The organism is Roseibium limicola, assembly GCF_017313085.1.
GTDB lineage: Bacteria > Pseudomonadota > Alphaproteobacteria > Rhizobiales > Stappiaceae > Roseibium > Roseibium limicola.
In genome coordinates this window covers 146,208-165,156 of the sequence record NZ_JAFLNF010000006.1, presented here as the reverse complement: position 1 = coordinate 165,156, position 18,949 = coordinate 146,208, and the positions used below count along the sequence as shown (strand labels likewise).

The following is an 18,949-nucleotide window of genomic DNA, read 5'->3' as shown; positions in this document are numbered from 1 at the left end:
CTCAAAGCGGGACTTACAGCTAAACACTATGGAGGAACTGGATGGCCGTCACCCCGCTGGCGACGATATGACAGAAATTTAACCTGCCGATGGTCTTTCAGTCGACCTTCTGTTGGCTTGACCGATGAGGGGCATGACCTTTTCAGCAGCCGACTTGGTGCGCTGAGGCACGGCCGTGCGTTTATGGCGCCCACCCTTCATTTCATACATTCGGCGGTCCGCCGAGCGCAGGACCTCCTGAGCGGTCTGACCGTCTTCAGGAAAGGTCGATACTCCGACGCTGACGTCAACGGAGATCGTACGGCTGGCCGCTGCGATGGGAGCGCGCACAGCGTTCCGCAGCCGTTCCATGAAAGCTTGGCGATGCGCATCGTCCATCGTGTTGCTTGTCAGGATGACAAATTCGTCGCCGCCCATCCGTGCTGCCGTATCAGCGGTCCGGATTTCCCCCTTCAATCGCCGGGCAACTTCTTTCAGCACCAGATCGCCAGTCTCGTGTCCATAGGTATCATTGATCGGTTTGAAGCCGTCGAGATCGAGCCAAAACAGGTGATAACCCCGGTCTTCACGCTCAGCGATACGGCTGAGATGATTGATGCGATCTTCCAGAAGGCGGCGGTTTGCCAATCCGGTCAAAGTGTCCTGAAGGGCCAACCCCCGCACCTGGAACACCTCGTGGATCAAAAAGAAGCTCAGCACCGAAATCACCAGGGTCGCAGCGATTCCAAAGATGTGGGAGAGCATCGCTCCAAGCGCGATCTGGCCTGGTTCCAGCTTGTTGCGGTAATATACGATTTCCCAAGCTTCAAGCGTTGGCAGGCTGACTGGCAGTCGGGCCTCTTCGACGATCCACCTCCTGTCCTCCAGAGGCTCACCTGCCACATACGCGTCTGACGAGGGCGCTGCGGAATGGGTCGCCATCTCCAGATGCAAGCTGTAATCCTTTGAGTCTTCTGAAAGGCCAGCTCCGTGAAACAGGGTGACCTTATCCAGGGCAAGGCTGGCCACGCCCCAATATTGCAATCTGGTATTATCCGGGCTGCCAATATTGCTCCCCCCTTCGGTCTCGGCGCGCGCCGCAGACTTCGTATAGATGGGGACCCTGACCACGAGTGCCTCGCGGCCTGAATTGAGGACAGCAGGTTCCGAGACGAGAATTTGCCGACTGCCCATCGCTTCTCGAACGGTTGGCCACTGCTTTGGATCGGCATCCAGCTTCTTGCCGAGGATGTCGCTATACTCGCGGTGTGGGTAAACGTATTTGATCTCGTTGTCCGGAGCGAGACTGACTGCGCGTATCTCGCCATGCCCTTCAATCAGTCGAGCGCTGAACGTGGCGAACTCTTCGTCTGAAAGGGCCGGGTGGAGAGCAACATAGGCCTGCAGACCCTTGCCAAGAGAAATCGCCTCACGGATCCGCCCCTGGAAGCGCGCCTCAACTTCCTTGACGCGCTGCTCTACGGAGTTCCGATCTCTGTCAGCCTCGGATTCCTCGACGAGGCTGCCGACATAGCTGGTGATCCAAAGCCCGCAAACCAAACAGAAAAAAGCCGCCAGGGTCGCAGGAAAGACCCCGTTGCTAATATCTCCTCGCCCTGGTCTGAAACGACCTTGCACTGTCGGAACCCTTTGCTGAATTGGCCTTGATACCGAACAGAATATCGACTTTTACTATTTAAAATCTGGTATAAATTTAATTCAACCAAATCGGTTATTTAAATATCGGAAAAATTGATTAAATAAAATTCCATACGCAATTGATGCATGGATAAATTTACTAAGTATTCTAGGATTAAATTAAAACCCGACCTTTCCGATACATGAGAAAACTGGTCTGCCTATACCTTCAACGATAACAACCTTGAAAAAGGAAAGACTGGAAAGCTGCAAGGTTGGCTGAAACAGCACCGCGTGTGGCCGCACAATTGGGCGCCGGCCAGTCGACGGGGATTACACGGCGATACCGAGCGTCCTCGTTTTTCTGTCAGGGGTTGCCAGATCACGCTTTCGGGTTTTTTCCATGTACATGCGCGTATCAGCAACACGTCGCAGCTCCGAAATTGTTTCCGCGTCGTCCGGATAGCTCGCGTGCCCCACGCTTGCCCGCACGACCAAGGAAATGCCAGATACCTCGATGACGTCATCCAGGTAAGCATCAAGGCTGGTGCAATAGGCCTTTCGCGCGTCCTCCGGCATGGTCTCAGAAACCATGATGATGAACTCATCGCCACCAATCCGGGCCACCGTGTCGCCAGGTTTGGCGAATTTACAAAGTCTGCGACCAACTTCAGACAGAAGGAGGTCACCAATGCCATGCCCATAGGTGTCATTGATTGGCTTGAATCCGTCCAGGTCAACAAAAACGATCTCGAAGCCTCCCCCGCCCCGCTCCTCCTGCGTGACAAGCTGCTCCATACGCTGATCCAGAAGCCGGCGATTGGGCAGGCCGGTGAGCGCATCATGCAGTGCAAGGGAGCGCACGCGAAAGAGTTGGTAAAGGACCAGAAAAACAACGCCGGCTCGCATCAGCGAGATGCCCACGCCCACAAGGCCATTCAACCAGACTTCCCGATTATAGCCCCCCAGACCAGTGACCTTCGGCCGTGCATTCAGCACCCATCCGTCGGCGCCCGGCACGTCGACTGGCAGCGAGAGCGCATCGGTAGAACCATCGAAACGTCGGCCAAAGATATGCGCTCCCGGCTGCAGCGCAGCGTCAGCAAACGTCAAGCCCACCGAAAAATCATCGTAGCTGTTAATCAGGCCGGCAGAGGCAAAAACGCGCGCCTCATCAAGCACCAATGTCGCCACGCCCCAATATGCCCATTCAGGGATCGGTTGACCGGAGTAGCGGGGGGAAAAAATCGGCACTCTCACCAGCAAGGCACGCCCGCCCTGCACCAGGTCTACCGGACCGGACACAATGGTCTTGCGCTCCAACATTGCACGCTCGATGTCGGGCCATTGATCCGGTACCTTGCGATAGTCCACACCGATGGCCGCCTCGTTTCCTTCAAGCGGATAGATGTGCTGCAGGACGTTGCCATGCGCCAGGCCGATCGAACGCAAGTTCTTGTTTGCATCAAGGAGGTTGGCGCCGAGAAACTCGAAATCATCTTCGGACAGGTCAACGTGTCGGCTGACATAACTTTTCAAGCCATCACCGAGGGCTGCGGTCTCCAGGAGGCGGCCTTCCAGGCGGGCCCGGATCTTGGAAAGTTCTGCCAAAACCTGCTGTTCCTGACGCCCTTTGGCGCCGTCGGCGACCAAGCCACTGACATGCGCGGTCAGAAGCAGAGAGGCAAACAAGACGACTCCGGCCGCAGCCAGCGAAATTCCGACGCTGACTCGCCTGCTGATTGTCCCCTGCATGATCTGCCGAAAACTCATTCCGTAATCCTCAAAGCCACACGTCGTGCTGCAACCTATCGTGTACAGCGTTAACAAGTGCTTCAAAGCGCAAAAGCCGCCCCTCGAAAAGGGCGGCTTTTACATTGTAAAATATACCTATTTGTCGCTATCGAAAACGACAGCTTCACTCCGGAGCGGCTTCGCCTTCAGGAACAGCTGCGGTTTCCGCAGCAGCCGGCTCTGCAGGAGCCTCTGCTTCAGCCGGAGTTTCTTCAGCAGCAGACTCACCTGCCGTGTCCTCAGCTGGTGCTTCGCCAGTCTCAGCGGCCGCCGTCGGCTCCGGCAGCGGAACAGGATCGCTGGCCTGCTCGCGCAGGTAAGCAATGATGTTCGACCGGTCGTCAGGCTTGCGCAGTCCGGCAAAGCCCATGGTGGTGCCCGGGATATGGTCCTTCGGCTTGGTCAGGAAATGATCAAGCTGCTCAAACGACCATTCCGGATGCTCTTCACCAAAAGCAACCATGGCAGTGGAATAGGCAAAGCCCTCGTGAGCGCCGGGCTTACGGCCGACGAGATCCCACAGCAGCGGGCCAACCTTGTTGGCGCCACCTTCGTTGAAGTCATGACAAGCGGCGCATTTCTTTGCCACCTTTTCGCCGTCCGCAGCGGAAGCCGAAGCCAGACGCACAGCGATCGGCTCAACAGCATCCTCTACGGCACCACCACCTGCCTCACCTGTGCCCTCGGTCGCAACCGCAATGGCATAGCCAGGGGTTTCAGGTTCCGATGGTTCAAAGATGATATCAGATACAATGCCGACACCCATGGTCAGGATCAAGACCATAAGAACCGCCCCTGCGGCCTTGTTCAGCGTGAAGGAATCCATTCTCTCCGGCTCCAAGCTATTGCGCGTCCAGGCCCGCAATCGCACAAACGGACCCCTAAAGCTTCTCAATATGTCGCGGACCCTACAAATTTTTTGACCTCTCTGTCCATAGGTATAAAAGGACGGGACCTACGACAAACAGCCGCATTAATTCCCGAGCAATCGGGTGCTTTTCTCCGGAGACACTTTTGACTTCCCCACTTGTCCTGATTCCGGCCCGTTTGAATGCCACCCGGCTGCCGCGCAAACCGCTTGCAGATATTTGCGGAAAACCAATGATCGTCCGGGTTTGGGAGCAGGCCCTGGCCGCTGAACTGGGGCGTGTGGTGGTTGCTTGTGACCATGAAGATATTGCCCAGGCTGCCCGCGCTCACGGTGCGGAAGCCGTACTGACCTCACCTGACCATGCGTCCGGTTCTGACCGTATTTTTGAGGCAGCAAACCTTGTGGATCCCGGTCGCGCACATGAAATTGTCCTCAATCTGCAAGGGGATGTGCCATTGATCGCTCCGAAAGCGATTCGTGCGGCCTTCGCGCCGCTCGACGACCCGAAGGTGGATATCGGCACTATCATGACCGAGATTCACGAGAGCCGTTTCCGGGATGACCCAGGTTTCGTCAAGACAGTTGGTACGCCAGTAAGTACCTCGCGCGTTCGCGCGCTCTATTTCACCCGTGCGACCGCCCCATCCGGCGACGGACCGCTTTTCCAGCACATTGGCGTCTACGCCTATCGACGCAAGGCCCTGGAGCAGTTTGTCGCTTTGCCGCCCTCTCCATTGGAGCTGCGCGAAAAACTCGAACAGCTGCGCGCACTGGAAGCCGGAATGCGGATCGATGTGGAAATCATCGACAGCGCCCCGATGGATGTGAACACTGCAGAGGACCTGGATCGGGCACGCGCCGCCATAGCCGCGCAATGACGTGCTGCCCCTCCCGCCAATCAACGCCCGCAATACAGGCCATAGAGACAAGATATGAGTGACCGAAAGAAGATCGTTTTCCAGGGTGAAGACGGCGCCAATTCCCATATGGCCTGCCAGAACGTTTATCCTGACTATGAGCCGATTCCTTGCGCAACCTTCGAGGACTGCTTTACGGCGATCGAAAATGGCGAAGCCGACCTCGGCATGATCCCGATCGAGAACTCGGTCGCCGGACGGGTCGCAGATATTCATCATCTGCTGCCGCATTCGAGCCTGCACATTCTCGGCGAATACTTCCTGCCAATCCGATTTCAGCTGATGGCGCCAAAGGGTGCCACCGTCGAGGGCTTGAAGACTGTGCAAAGCCACGTGCATGCACTGGGCCAATGCCGCAAGATTATTCGCGAGCTCGGGCTGAACGCTGTTGTCGGGGCCGACACAGCAGGTTCTGCGCGTCAGATTGCTGAATTGGGAGACCTGAGCGTTGCCGCTCTCGCCCCCGAGCTTGCGGCAGAGCTTTACGGTCTTGATATCCTTCGTCGAGACGTCGAAGACGCCGAGCATAACACGACCCGCTTTCTCATTCTTTCACCTGAAGACAAGAAGGCGGCATACACAGGTCAGATGACGGTCACATCGTTCATCTTCCGTGTTCGCAACGTGCCAGCTGCCCTTTACAAGGCGCTTGGCGGGTTCGCGACGAATGGGGTCAACATGACGAAGCTGGAGAGCTATCAACTCGAAGGCCAGTTCTTTGCCTCGATGTTCTACGCCGACATCGAAGGTCATCCGGACGACCCAAATGTCGCACTCGCCCTCGAAGAACTACGGTTTTACTGCGCAGAACTGAAGATGCTTGGCGTCTATTGCGCGAGCCCGTTCCGCGAAAAAATCCGCGAACCGGAAGCCAACCGCGCCTTGCGTCCGATGGCCACCTCCTGATCCTCCCAACGAGAGACTGCAGTATTCCATGACCGATATCCGTTTTGACGCCCTGTGCATTGGGAACGCCATCTGCGACGTCTTCGCCCATGTGGAGGAAGACTTTCTGCAATCCGAACAGCTGACCAAGGCGTCCATGCGCCTGATCGACACTGAAGAGGCTGTTCGCCTCTACGGCAAGATGGGACAGACAGTCCGTATCAGCGGCGGAAGTGCCGGCAATACCGCAGCCGGCATCGCATCTCTGGGTGGCAAACCGGCTTACTTCGGCAAGGTGGCTGATGATGAGCTGGGCGACAGCTATGCCCATGACATGAAAGGCACCGGCGTTCACTTCGACACGCCTCGTCTGGTTGGCGACGTCCCGACAGCGCGTTCCATGATCCTGATTACGCCGGACGGCGAGCGCACCATGAATACCTATCTCGGCGCCTGCACCAAGTTCGGGCCATCCGACGTGGATCCGGACGTTGTGGCCGCTGCAGCCGTGACCTACATGGAAGGCTATCTCTGGGACCCGGAAGAAGCCAAAAAGGCGTTTCTGGAAGCCGCGAAGATCGCTCATGCCAATGAACGACAGGTTGCCATCACCCTGTCTGACAGCTTCTGCGTCGACCGCTACCGCAGCGAGTTCATCGGAATGTTGAACGACAAGACCCTCGATCTGATGTTTGCCAATGAACACGAACTCAAGGCGCTCTACGAGACGTCTGATCTCGGCACTGCCGTCGCTGCAGCCAAGGCAAGTGGGGCGCTGACAGCCCTCACTCTTGGCGCCGATGGAGCGATGGTGATCTCTGCTGAGGGCGTAATAAAGGTTCCGGCAGTTGGCATCGACAGTGTCGTCGATCTGACCGGTGCGGGCGACCTTTTCGCCTCCGGCTTTCTTTTCGGCCTCGCACGTGGCTTCGATCACAAGACCTGTGCCGAACTTGGCTGCCTGTGTGCGTCAAACGTCATCACCCATGTCGGTGCACGCCCGGAAAAGCCACTGCTGCGATTGGCTCAACAGGCTGGTTTCAAGCTCTAAGGGGTATCCCCGGAACCAAAAAAAGGCGGCCAAATGGCCGCCTTTTTTATGCGTATCCACTCAATATCAGCCTGCGAGATCTTCAACACTGAGAACATTTCCGTCTTCATCCAGCCGGTAGATGATCGGAGTTCCTGTGCCCAATTCACGCTTGAGGATCTGCTCTGGTGTCAGTTTTTCCAGATCCATGATCAGGGAGCGCAGCGAGTTGCCATGAGCTGCAACGATGGTGCGCTTGCCTGATAGGACCTGCGGCAAGATTTCAGCCCGGTAGTACGGCAGAACCCGCTCAGACGTCATCTTCAGGCTTTCGCCACCAGGAGGCGGCACATCGTAGGAACGGCGCCAGATGTGAACCTGTTCTTCACCGAACTTCTCGCGTGCTTCATCCTTGTTCATACCTGTGATGTCACCGTAATCGCGCTCGTTCAGAGCCTGGTCCCGAATGGTTTCCAGATCCTGCTGACCAAGCTCTTCAAGGATCAGCCCAAGGGTCTTCTGCGCACGCTGCAGCACAGACGTGTAAGCCAGATCGAATTCCAGCTTCATGTCCTTCAGCTGCTCGCCGGCGGATTTGGCCTCGGCAACACCTTGCTCCGTCAGGTCCGGATCCTTCCAGCCTGTGAAGAGATTTTTCAAGTTCCATTCGCTCTGACCGTGACGGACAAGCACCAGAAGGCGTTCCATGGTCTTTCTCCCTAAAGTTTCAGATCAATCGTTCAGGCCAAGAACATCGGCCATTGAGTAAAAGCCTGGGGGCTGGCGATGGGCCCAGAGAGCCGCCTTCACTGCGCCATTGGCAAAAAGCTGGCGATCTTCAGCCCGGTGCGTCAGCTCGATGCGCTCGCCTTCGCCAGCGAAAATGACAGAGTGTTCACCAATCACCGAGCCACCGCGCAGCGTGGCGAACCCGATGTCACCGGCGTCGCGGGCTCCTGTGATGCCATCGCGAGAGCGCACAGAGCGCTCGCCAAGGTCGATGCCGCGCCCTTCGGCTGCGGCTTCACCGAGAAGCAGCGCGGTGCCTGAAGGCGCATCCACCTTGTGTTTGTGATGCATTTCAAGCACCTCGATGTCGAACTCTTCGTCCAACGCCTCGGCTGCCTTTTTCACCAGTGCAGCCAGCAGGTTGACGCCAAGGCTCATGTTGCCCGACTTGACCAGGGGGATGGAACTGGCAGCCACATGCAACGGCGCATCCTCCCCATCCGACCAACCTGTCGTCCCGATGATATGGGCAGCCCCTGCCTCAGCGGCGAGTTTTGCAAAACGGATCGTCGCCTGGGGAGCGGTAAAGTCGAGGACACCATCAGCGCCGGAAAAAGCTGCGGTAGCATCGTCCGTAATGACGACACCGAGAGGGCCTACACCGGCCAATTCGCCAGCATCCTTGCCCAGAGCCTCCGATTCCGATCGCTCAACCGCAGCAACAAGCGTCGCACCTTTCGCTTCCACCACGGCCCGCACCAGAGCCCGCCCCATACGGCCGGCTGCACCGACAACAACAAGACGCATTTCACTCATCTCAGTTTCCGTTTGCCTTGAACATCTCGCGTGGCACGAACGCCCATGCCACCTTGTCTGAAGGGCTTACACCGGGTTCCCCCCAAAAGAAAAGGGCAGAGACTGGTGTCTCTGCCCTTATGTTCATTTCGGTCCTCAGAAAGCGATTACGCTTCGTCTTTCTCGAGTTCCTTGCCAGTTTCCTGATCAACGACCTTCATGGACAGGCGAACCTTGCCACGCTCGTCGAAGCCCATCAGCTTGACCCAGACCTTGTCGCCTTCTTTGATCACGTCAGTGACCTTGGCAACTTTCTTGGGAGCGAGCTGGGAAATGTGGACCAGGCCGTCCTTGGCGCCGAAGAAGTTCACGAATGCACCGAAATCGACGCATTTCACGACTGTACCTTCGTAGATCACACCAACTTCTGGCTCAGCAGCAATGGAGTTGATCCAGTTGATGGCTGCCTTGATGGCCTTGCCGTCGGAAGATGCAATCTTGACGGTGCCATCGTCTTCGATGTTGACCTTGGCGCCTGTCTTTTCGACGATCTCGCGGATGACCTTGCCGCCCGAACCGATGACTTCACGGATCTTGTCGACCGGGATCTTCATCACTTCGATGCGCGGAGCATGTTCACCCAGCTCGGCACGGCCTTCGGTGATGGCATTGGCCATCTCGCCGAGGATATGAACACGGCCGTCCTTGGCCTGTGCCAGAGCGACCTTCATGATCTCCTCGGTGATGCCCTGGATCTTGATGTCCATCTGCAGCGCGGTGATGCCGTTTTCGGAACCCGCAACCTTGAAGTCCATATCGCCCAGGTGATCTTCATCGCCGAGAATGTCGGATAGGACTGCGAAACGGTCGCCTTCCTTGATCAGACCCATGGCAATGCCGGCCACCGGAGACTTGAGCGGTACACCAGCATCCATCAGGGACAGAGATGTACCACACACAGTCGCCATGGAGGACGAACCATTGGATTCAGTCACTTCCGAAACAACGCGGAGCGTGTAAGGAAACTCGTGGTGCGGCGGCAACATCGGACGAATAGCGCGCCATGCCAGCTTGCCGTGGCCGATTTCGCGGCGTCCCGGGGAGCCCATACGGCCGGTCTCACCGACTGAGTAAGGAGGGAAGTTGTAATGCAGCATGAAATGCGCCTTGTAGGTGCCTTCCAGTGCATCGACGAACTGCTCGTCTTCGCCGGTTCCCAGCGTTGCAACAGCAAGCGCCTGCGTTTCACCACGAGTGAAGAGCGAGGAGCCGTGTGCGCGGGACAGAATGCCGACTTCGGAGTTGATTGCGCGAACCGTGGACAGATCGCGCCCATCGATGCGCGAACCGGTGTCCAGGATGCCGCCACGAACGATTTCAGCTTCGAGCTTCTTGAACTCGCCGCCCAGAACCGTTGCTTCCGGAGCGTCTTCACCACCGTTGGTGATCAGCGCTTCGACAACTTTCGCCTTGGCCGCATCAACAGCTGCCTTGCGCTCAGTCTTAGCAGTGATTGCATAAGCCGCCTTGAGGTCGTCGGATGCGATACCCTTGACCTGCTCATAAAGAGCGGAGTGATCAGGCATGCTAAATTCGCGCGGCTCTTTGGCTGCGGTTTCGGCCAGCTTGATGATCGCGTCAATCACTGGTTGGAAACCGGCATGACCAAACATGACAGCGCCGAGCATCGTGTCTTCGTCGAGTTCCTTGGCTTCGGACTCAACCATCAGGACGGCATCACTGGTACCGGCAACGATCAGGTCGAGCGCGGATTCAGCCATGTCGTCGACTGGCGGGTTCAGGACGTATTCACCGTCGATCATGCCGACGCGTGCGCCGCCAATCGGGCCCATGAAGGGAACACCCGAAATGGTCAGGGCAGCAGAAGCTGCAACCATTGCCAGAATGTCCGGTGCGTTTTCCATGTCGTGGGACAGAACCGTGATCACGATCTGAGTGTCGTTCTTGTAGCCATCGGCAAAGAGCGGACGGATCGGACGGTCAATCAGGCGAGACGTGAGGGTTTCATGCTCACTCGGGCGACCTTCACGCTTGAAGTAGCCACCCGGGATCTTACCAGCGGCGAAGGCCTTTTCCTGGTAGTTCACGGTGAGCGGAAAGAAATCCTGTCCCGGCTTCGGGGACTTTGCAGAAACCACAGTGGCAAGCACTTTGGTTTCGCCGTAGGTCGCCATAACGGCACCGTCGGCCTGACGGGCAACCTTGCCCGTTTCGAGGACGAGAGGACGACCGCCCCACTCAACTTCTACACGATGGATATCAAACATCATATGTCCTTACAGCTTGGTCCCGTGGCGCGACGCACGAACGCATATGTACGGCGCACCTCAAGATCAGTTCCGGTCGGCCCCGTATGGGCCGGTTGCCGGACGGACGAGCCACGGGCAAGACGACGAGCGACTTTCTAACAGCCGGAAAAGGCGCGAAAGTGGCCGGCAATCCTGCCCCATGACAGGTCACATGCTTCCTATAGTAAAACGCGGCGGGCAAATCCACCCACCGCGTTCACTTGAATTTTGTCTTAGCGACGGATGCCGCAACGCTTGATCAGGTCCTGATAGCGCGCTTCGCTCTTGCCCTTGACGTAGTCAAGAAGGGAGCGGCGCTGCGCGACCATCTTCAGAAGACCGCGACGCGAATGGTTGTCCTTGTCGTGAGACTTGAAGTGCTCGGTCAGGTTGGTGATCCGCTCTGTCAGAACTGCGACCTGGACTTCCGGAGAACCGGTGTCGCCTTCCTTGATTGCGTATTCCTTGATCAGCTCGGCTTTACGCTCAGCAGTAATCGACATCGTGTATCCTTTCAGAGATATAGAGACCTTTGAGGTCTATTGTTTTTATGACCGGTTGCCCGGTCCCCTTTTTCGTCACCAGAACCAAGATGTCGTCCAGCAAAGGTTCAGCAAAAAGGGATCAGGCCGGGTCCCCGACCTAATGGGCGCGAGTTATGACGGAAAACGCCAGCCAAAGCCAGCATTTTTAATGACAGCCCGGTTTGCCGGTCCATCACAGGTTATTAGAGATTAAACACCCGGGTTGGCTGGAAGCGGCCTTTTTCAATCGCGCCAATCGCAACCGGGACACCAGCATAACTGGCGAAGACTTCATCCGCCTGCAGCGGAGCGTCTCTCCCAAGCAGAAGAATTGCCATTCCACGACGAATTTTACCGGCATCATCTTGGCTGACCGGCAGCTCGACGAGACTTTCCAGTGCTTCCCGGACCGGAAGGATGAACTCCTCGACGAGGCCCTCAACACCGGTCCCCTCTTCGTGAGCATCCGCGGATTCCTGAAGTTCTTCGAGCGTTACCATGTCCTCTTCGCCGAAAGGACCAACGAGCAGGCGACGCAGCTCAGTCACGTGACCGCAGGTGCCAAGCCGACGCCCAAGATCGCGCGCCAGTGAGCGCACATAAGTGCCTTTGCCGCATTCTGCTTCAAAGACTGCTTTTTCCGGATCGGAAGCCTCCACGAGGTCGAGCCGATGCACATCAATCGGACGGGCCTCCAACTCGACTTCTTCGCCGCCACGCGCGAGGTCGTAAGCGCGTTCGCCGTCGACCTTGATGGCCGAAAATTTCGGTGGGATCTGCATGATGGTGCCGACGAATTCACTCAGCACCGCCTGGATATCCGACGCTGCGGGACGCACGTCTGAGGTAGCGATCACCTCGCCCTCGGTATCGTCTGTATTGGTTTCCAAACCCCAGGTCACTTCGAACCGGTAGATCTTGCGACCATCCATCATCAGCGAAACGGTCTTGGTCGCTTCGCCAAATGCCAACGGAAGGCAACCGGAGGCGCGCGGGTCCAAAGTTCCGGCATGGCCGACTTTTGCCGGAGACAGGATACGCTTGACCCGACTTAGGGCGTCATTGGACGTCAGCCCGTAAGGCTTGTCGAGGACCAACCACCCGTTGATCGTGTTGCGGGGACGTTTTTTCTGCTGCTGACGCGCCATGGTTTTTATCCGTTTATCAGGCGTTCTCAAAACTGCGACGACGAGGTCGTTCCAGGCTCAGTCGTCGGTTTTCTGATCGTCTTCCGTCTCCAGATCGCGTGCAACTTCCGAGGCATCCAGCAGCTGATCGATGCGCGAGGCGTCGTCAAAGCGGGTGTCGTGAACAAAGCGCAATTCGGGCATGTATTTCATGGTCAGACGGCGGGAGATCATGCCCCGCACGAACTTGGCCGTGCGGTTCAGCGCCTTGGTGATCTTTTCGCCTTCGCCGCCGCCAAGCGGCATCACGAAACATGTCGCCAGTTTCAGATCGGAGCTCATCCGGACTTCCGGGATCGTGACGATCACGCCGCCCAATTCCGGGTCGGCCAATTCGCCACGGGTCAAGATGTCCGACAATTCCTTGCGGACCAGTTCCCCGACGCGGAGCTGGCGCTGCGTTGGCGCTCTGGCGCCTGATCCTGAAGTACGTGCCATTTTCGATTGTCCTTCTCGGCGGGCGAAACCTCGATCGGTTTCTGCCGCGCGCCAAATGCAAACCGCCGGCGCTGCTAGGTGTCAGCAGCGCCGGCGACTGTATTGCTTAAACGAATGCTACCCTTAGAGGGTACGCGTGATCTTCTCGACGCGGAAACACTCGATGATGTCGCCAGCACGCATGTCCTGGTAATTGGTGAAGTTCATGCCGCATTCCTGACCGGAATTAACGGATTTGACTTCATCCTTGAAGCGCTTGAGCGTGCCCAGTTCGCCTTCGTGGATAACCACGTCGTCGCGAATAAGGCGAACATTTGCGCCACGTTCCACAACACCTTCGGTGACGAGACACCCGGCGACCTTGCCGACCTTGGAGATATGGAAAACCTCCCGGATCTCGGCGTTGCCGAGGAATGTTTCGCGCAGCTCCGGAGAAAGCAGACCAGACATTGCAGACTTCACGTCATCCACGAGATCGTAGATGACATTGTAGTAGCGCAGTTCGATGCCTTCTCTCTGGGCAGCTTCACGGGCCTGCTTGTTGGCACGCACATTGAAACCGATGATCGGAGCCTTGGAGGCCGCCGCCAGAGTGATGTCGCTCTCGGTGATACCACCAACGCCGGACATCAGGATGCGGGCGCTGACTTCGTCCGTGCCCAGCTCATTGAGGGCATGCACAATTGCTTCCGCAGACCCCTGAACGTCGGCCTTGAGGACCATCGGGAATTCCTTGCGGCCCGTTTCCTGCAACCGGTTCATCATCTGCTCGAGCGAGCCACGAGCGCCGGATGCAACGACAGATGCCTTTTCGCGGATCTGACGCTGACGGTAGTCAACGATCTCACGAGCGCGCGCTTCGTTCTCAACCACTGCGACCATATCGCCGGCTTCAGGCGTGCCCTGGAAGCCAAGAACTTCGACCGGCTTGGACGGGCCGGCTTCCTTAACCTGCTTGCCGTCTTCATCGAGCATTGCACGAACACGGCCCCACTCGGCGCCGGCCACCAGGATATCGCCAGTCTTCAGCGTACCCTTCTGGACCAGGACGGTGGCGACTGGGCCACGACCGCGATCAAGCTGGGCTTCGACAACGATACCTTCAGCGGTCCGCTCCGGGTTGGCTTGAAGTTCGAGAACCTCAGCCTGAAGCAGGATCATTTCCAGCAACTTGTCGAGGCCTTCACCAGCCTTGGCAGAGACTTCAACATCAATGACGTCACCGCCCATGGCTTCCACGACGATCGAGTCGTTCAGCAGTTCGGTGCGAACCCGGCTTGGGTCGGCGCCCTGCTTATCCATCTTGTTGATGGCGACGATAATCGGCACTTCCGCCGCCTGGGCGTGCGCAATGGCTTCTTTCGTCTGCGGCATGACACCATCGTCGGCAGCCACAACCAGAACCACGATATCCGTCGATTTTGCACCACGGGCACGCATCTTGCTGAATGCAGCATGGCCAGGAGTATCGATGAACGTGATCTTGTTGTCGTTGTGCTCGATCTGATAGGCGCCGATATGCTGCGTGATACCGCCGGCTTCACCGGTGACAACCTTGGCATTACGGAGCGCATCGAGAAGCGATGTCTTACCGTGATCGACGTGACCCATGATCGTTACGACCGGAGGACGCGGGCTCAGATCGGTGTCTTCATCCTTTGCGGAGAAGAGACCCTCTTCAACATCGGCCTCGGAAACACGCTTGACGGTATGACCCATCTCAACAGCGATCAGCTCAGCCGTATCGGCATCGATCACGTCGTTGATCTTCAGCATCTGACCTTGCTTCATGAGAAGCTTGATCACATCCACAGCACGCTCGGCCATACGGTTGCCGAGCTCCTGAATGGTGATGGCTTCCGGAAGGATCACTTCACGAATGACTTTTTCACGAACAACCGGCTGCTGGCCGCGTTTTGCCTTTTCCTGGCGACGACGCATGGAAGCCAGCGAACGGGACCGCGGATCTTCACTGCCTGTTGCAGCAGAGATCGTCAGCTTGGAACGACGACGGTTGTCATCCGCACCACGTGTACGTGCCGGGGTCGGAGCTGCCTTAGGCCGCTTGACCGCCCGAAGGCTCTTGTTACGGTCATCGGCTTCCGCATCACCTGCAGGAGCCGCATCCTTACCGCCACGGGCGGCGTTCGACTTGCGTGACGCAGCACCCTTGTCGTCCTGACCTGCCCCGGCCGCAGCCTGAACATCAGCTACGGAAGCAACAGGCTGTGGCTTCGGCTTCGGTTTTGGCTTCGCAGCTTCTTCTGCCGCAAGCTTAGCCTCTTCAGCCTCGCGAATTTTACGCTCGGCTTCTTCACGCTGCAGGCGCTCAGCTTCTTCTGCTGCGCGCTTGGCATCTTCCTCGGCGCGACGCTTGGCATCGATTTCACGCTGTTTGCGTTCCTCGACCTCACGGACCTGAGCCATCTTCAGCGCAGCCGCGCGGGCCGCTGCTTCTTCCTTGGTCAGGGTGCGCAGCACATTGCCGCCCTTTTGGCGGGGGCCGCCACGACGGTTCTGATCAGGCTGGGGCTTGCGCGGAGCAACCTCGGTCGGCTTGTCAAGCCGCTGGGTCTGAAGAGCCGGCTGCTGCTCTGGCTTCGACTCTTGGCCGGGCACCACAACACGACGCTTCTTTTTCTCCACGACGACAGCCTTCGACCGGCCATGCGAGAAGGATTGGCGCACCGTCCCCTGGTCGCCACCGCCACCCCGCTTGAGGCCAAGCGTCTTACGCTCAACACTGATAGTTTTGTCGCCTGGATTTTTTGTATCGCTCATATTGCCTTCAGTCCTGCGCAACTGCACTGTCTGCGTTGCTTGTCATTTCAAGGGCGGAGTTGGAGCGAAACATCTCCAGTTCACGCACCCGCGAAAGGAAGTTTCTGCTCGCCGGCCCCGCCAGCAGTGCAGCATGTATCACATTTGACCGACCCAATGCCAAATCCATTTGAGTCGAATCGAACAAACGAACGGTTTGAAGCTCGTTTGCAGTTTCATTTCGAGCCGCGGCCACAGCCGACAACTTACGAATGCCATCCGGAGCGGCATCCGCCGCGTGGATCAGCCCCTCGAGCGGCTCCCGTTTCAAAGCCGCTTCGACCTTGGTAAAGCCTGTTACAAGCTCTCCCGCCTTGCGAACTATCGACAGGGCGTTCAGGGCTGCTGTTTCCAGCAGGTTGTCAACCTGATCAGCCAGTCCGGCTTCAACCTGAGCTTCACCCTTGAAGCCCCGACCAAATACTTTGCGCCGATCCTTTACAGCGCTTTCTACCACGGAACGGGAGGCCAGAAGCCATACACCACGTCCCGGCAGATTTCGTTTCAGATCCGGGACCACCTGGTCTTCCGGACCTAATACAAAACGGATCAGGCAGTCCACCGGATAAACGTTCCGGGAAACGGCACAGAGCCGCTCCGTTGGCTCGTTTTTCTTTGGCACCAGCGGACCTCCAAACCAGTGAGCTACGCCATTCTTGTAGATGGCGTAGCTGTATTTCTTCAGCCGTTCAAAATTGCACCGGACGGGGTTTCTTCCGTCGGCTCTGCTGCAACTTCGGCTTCAACTTCTTCGTCGACGTCGCCATCAGCATCGACCTCTTCGGCAACAGCCAAATCGGCTTCACTTATCCAGCCTGCCGCTACACGGGCAGCCATAACCATGGCCTCCGCATCAGTGCGGGAAATGTCGAAGCCAGACAGCGCACCGTCGAACCGCTTGACTTCGCCGTCCTTGCGTTCGGTCCAGCCGATGAGGTCGTCTGCAGCACAGCCGGCCAGATCTTCCATCGACTTCACATCATCCTTGCCGAGGGCAACAAGCATACCAGTGGTCAGGCCGTCAATGGCCTTTAGATCATCAGAGACACCCAACTGCCGACGTTCTTCGTCCAGCTTGGCTTCCTCTTCTTCAAGGAAGTCTTGCGCCCGAGCTTGAATTTCTTCAGCCGTATCGGCGTCAAAACCTTCAATCATCGAGATTTCGCCGCGATCGACGTAGGCCACTTCCTCAACCGAAGAGAAGCCTTCCGTCGCAAGTAGCTGACCAACCATCTCGTCGACATTCAGCGAATCCATGAACAGGTTGGAGCGTTCCTGGAATTCCTTCTGGCGACGCTCGCTTTCTTCCTGTTCGGTCATGATGTCAATCGCCCAGCCAGTCAGCTGAGACGCCAAACGCACATTCTGACCGCGACGGCCGATGGCCAGCGACAGCTGTTCGTCTGGAACGACAACCTCAATCCGCTCAGCATCTTCATCAAGCACGACCTTGGCGACTTCCGCCGGCTGAAGTGCGTTGACGATGAAGGTCGCGGGATCTTCATTCCACGGAATGATGTCGATCTTCTCGCCCTGCAACTCACCAACGACGGCCTGAACACGCGAACCGCGCATACCGACACAGGCGCCGACCGGATCGATCGAGCTGTCTTTGGAGATCACGGCGATCTTGGCGCGCGAACCCGGGTCACGGGCCACTGCGCGAAGTTCGATCACACCGTCGTAAATTTCCGGTACTTCCTGAGCAAACAGCTTCGCCATGAACTGCGGATGGGTCCGCGACAGGAAAATCTGCGGGCCACGCTGTTCGCGACGCACATCGTATATATAGGCGCGAATTCGATCGCCGGTACGAAAAATTTCGCGAGGGATCAATTCGTCGCGGCGGACAATGCCCTCACCACGTCCCAGATCGATAATGACGTTGCCATACTCGGCACGCTTGACCACGCCGTTGATGACTTCACCGACACGATCCTTGTATTCGTCATACTGATGGTCGCGCTCAGCTTCGCGGACCTTCTGCACAATAACCTGCTTGGCGGACTGCGCAGCGATACGACCGAAATCCAGCGGCGGCAGCGGCTCGGCAATGAAATCGCCAAAGTTTGCTTCCGGGTTTCTGGTCCGCGCATCTTGCAAGGCAATCTCAGTGGAGACGTTCTCGACCTGCTCGACCACCTGCAGAAGGCGCTGCAAACGAATTTCGCCCGTCTTCGCGTTGATCTCAGCGCGGACTTCAGTCTCCGTACCGTAACGGGACCGGGCCGCTTTCTGGATCGCATCTTCCATGGCACCGATCACGATGGTGCGGTCAATCGACTTCTCCCGAGCAACCGCGTCAGCGATCTGAAGCAGTTCCAGCCGGTTCGCACTGATAGCCATTCAATCCACTCCTCTCGCGCGGCTTTTCGTTCGGTTTGCCTGCGCGTTGTCACATCCTAGCCGAGCTTGCCTCAGTTAGGCTTGTCGTCCCCGTCATCCAATTGGTCGCGCACTTCAAGCGCGGCTTTCTCAGCCTGCAAAGCTGCGGTAATCAGATCATCGGTCAGCACCAGCTTGGCTTCGCCAATATCGGCGATCGGCAGGGCAACCGTATCTTCTTCACCTTCCCGGACATCCGGCAGGCGCAGCATCGCCGCATCTCCCTTGACGCCGAGCAGAATACCACGAAAACGCTTGCGTCCGTTCTGTGGGACGCTCATTTCCGCTTTTAGCTCATGACCGGCCCAGCGCTCGAAATCACCGACGCGCACCAGCGGACGATCGATGCCCGGCGATGAAACTTCCAGATGATAAGCGCGGTTGATCGGATCATCCACGTCCAGCGCCGGGGAAACCCCACGACTGACCGCTTCACAATCTTCGACTGTCATTGTGCCGTCGGGCCGCTCAGCCATGATCTGCAGCGTGCACCCATTGGCCGCGCTGATCTTGATACGCACCAGACGACAACCCAGGTCCTCGATGACCGGCTCGACGATAGCTGCGACACGGGCCTCAAGCCCTTGCTCCACGACGATGCGTGCTTCGTATTGGCTCACGCTAAAACTCCTTACTGACAGCACTGAC

The 18,949-nt window shown here is 57.5% G+C and carries 16 protein-coding genes; 3 read left to right on the top strand and 13 right to left on the bottom strand.

The window, feature by feature from the left end; all coding sequences use genetic code 11:
- Positions 1–78 precede the first annotated feature (78 nt).
- The 3 genes from J0X15_RS14450 to J0X15_RS14440 all read right to left on the bottom strand — a co-directional run bounded on the left by J0X15_RS14450 (position 79) and on the right by J0X15_RS14440 (position 4,237).
- The gene (locus J0X15_RS14450) at positions 79–1,539 is read right to left on the bottom strand and encodes a sensor domain-containing diguanylate cyclase (RefSeq protein WP_206942195.1); all 1,461 of its coding nucleotides are present in this window, start codon (positions 1,537–1,539) and stop codon (positions 79–81) included.
- 411 nt (positions 1,540–1,950) lie between these two features.
- Positions 1,951–3,390, bottom strand: coding sequence for a diguanylate cyclase domain-containing protein (locus tag J0X15_RS14445; protein ID WP_206942194.1), 1,440 nt, complete (start codon positions 3,388–3,390; stop codon positions 1,951–1,953).
- A 145-nt stretch (positions 3,391–3,535) separates the two neighbouring features.
- Positions 3,536–4,237: a c-type cytochrome gene (locus tag J0X15_RS14440; RefSeq protein WP_206942193.1), complete on the bottom strand. Its 702-nt coding sequence runs from the start codon at positions 4,235–4,237 to the stop codon at positions 3,536–3,538.
- 188 nt (positions 4,238–4,425) lie between these two features.
- Between J0X15_RS14440 and J0X15_RS14435 the strand changes: the two genes are divergently transcribed.
- From J0X15_RS14435 to J0X15_RS14425, 3 genes are read left to right on the top strand one after another with little or no spacing between them, the layout of a single operon-like run.
- Positions 4,426–5,160: a 3-deoxy-manno-octulosonate cytidylyltransferase gene (locus J0X15_RS14435; RefSeq protein WP_206942192.1), complete on the top strand. Its 735-nt coding sequence runs from the start codon at positions 4,426–4,428 to the stop codon at positions 5,158–5,160.
- Positions 5,161–5,214: 54 nt separating this feature from the next.
- Positions 5,215–6,105 carry a prephenate dehydratase gene (locus J0X15_RS14430; RefSeq protein WP_206942191.1) on the top strand — a complete coding sequence of 297 codons (891 nt, stop codon included), beginning with the start codon at positions 5,215–5,217 and terminating at the stop codon, positions 6,103–6,105.
- Positions 6,106–6,133: 28 nt separating this feature from the next.
- On the top strand, positions 6,134–7,135 hold the full coding sequence (locus tag J0X15_RS14425; protein WP_206942190.1) for an adenosine kinase: 1,002 nt from the start codon (positions 6,134–6,136) through the stop codon (positions 7,133–7,135).
- Positions 7,136–7,201: 66 nt separating this feature from the next.
- Here the strand turns inward: J0X15_RS14425 and J0X15_RS14420 are convergent, their stop codons facing one another.
- The 10 genes from J0X15_RS14420 to rimP form a co-directional block, all read right to left on the bottom strand.
- A complete protein-coding gene (locus tag J0X15_RS14420) occupies positions 7,202–7,822 on the bottom strand; it encodes a 2,3-bisphosphoglycerate-dependent phosphoglycerate mutase (RefSeq protein WP_206942189.1) in 621 nt (206 codons plus the stop codon).
- Positions 7,823–7,846: 24 nt separating this feature from the next.
- Positions 7,847–8,659, bottom strand: a complete 813-nt coding sequence (dapB, locus tag J0X15_RS14415) for a 4-hydroxy-tetrahydrodipicolinate reductase (RefSeq protein ID WP_206942188.1) — start codon at positions 8,657–8,659, stop codon at positions 7,847–7,849.
- 146 nt (positions 8,660–8,805) lie between these two features.
- Entirely contained in the window at positions 8,806–10,926 is a 2,121-nt protein-coding gene (gene pnp, locus J0X15_RS14410) for a polyribonucleotide nucleotidyltransferase (protein WP_206942186.1), read from the bottom strand.
- 254 nt (positions 10,927–11,180) lie between these two features.
- Positions 11,181–11,450 (bottom strand): 30S ribosomal protein S15, encoded by a 270-nt coding sequence (gene rpsO, locus J0X15_RS14405; RefSeq protein ID WP_206942184.1) that lies wholly within the window; start codon positions 11,448–11,450, stop codon positions 11,181–11,183.
- Positions 11,451–11,674: 224 nt separating this feature from the next.
- Positions 11,675–12,619 (bottom strand): tRNA pseudouridine(55) synthase TruB, encoded by a 945-nt coding sequence (truB, locus tag J0X15_RS14400; protein WP_206942176.1) that lies wholly within the window; start codon positions 12,617–12,619, stop codon positions 11,675–11,677.
- A gap of 57 nt (positions 12,620–12,676) precedes the next feature.
- A complete protein-coding gene (rbfA, locus tag J0X15_RS14395) occupies positions 12,677–13,096 on the bottom strand; it encodes a 30S ribosome-binding factor RbfA (RefSeq protein ID WP_206942174.1) in 420 nt (139 codons plus the stop codon).
- Positions 13,097–13,219: 123 nt separating this feature from the next.
- Entirely contained in the window at positions 13,220–15,877 is a 2,658-nt protein-coding gene (gene infB, locus J0X15_RS14390) for a translation initiation factor IF-2 (protein WP_206942172.1), read from the bottom strand.
- 7 nt (positions 15,878–15,884) lie between these two features.
- On the bottom strand, positions 15,885–16,538 hold the full coding sequence (locus J0X15_RS14385; RefSeq protein WP_206942170.1) for an RNA-binding protein: 654 nt from the start codon (positions 16,536–16,538) through the stop codon (positions 15,885–15,887).
- Between the two features lie 59 nt (positions 16,539–16,597).
- On the bottom strand, positions 16,598–18,262 hold the full coding sequence (nusA, locus tag J0X15_RS14380) for a transcription termination factor NusA (RefSeq protein ID WP_206942168.1): 1,665 nt from the start codon (positions 18,260–18,262) through the stop codon (positions 16,598–16,600).
- 71 nt (positions 18,263–18,333) lie between these two features.
- Positions 18,334–18,921, bottom strand: a complete 588-nt coding sequence (gene rimP / locus J0X15_RS14375; protein WP_206942166.1) for a ribosome maturation factor RimP — start codon at positions 18,919–18,921, stop codon at positions 18,334–18,336.
- Between the last annotated feature and the right edge of the window lie 28 nt (positions 18,922–18,949).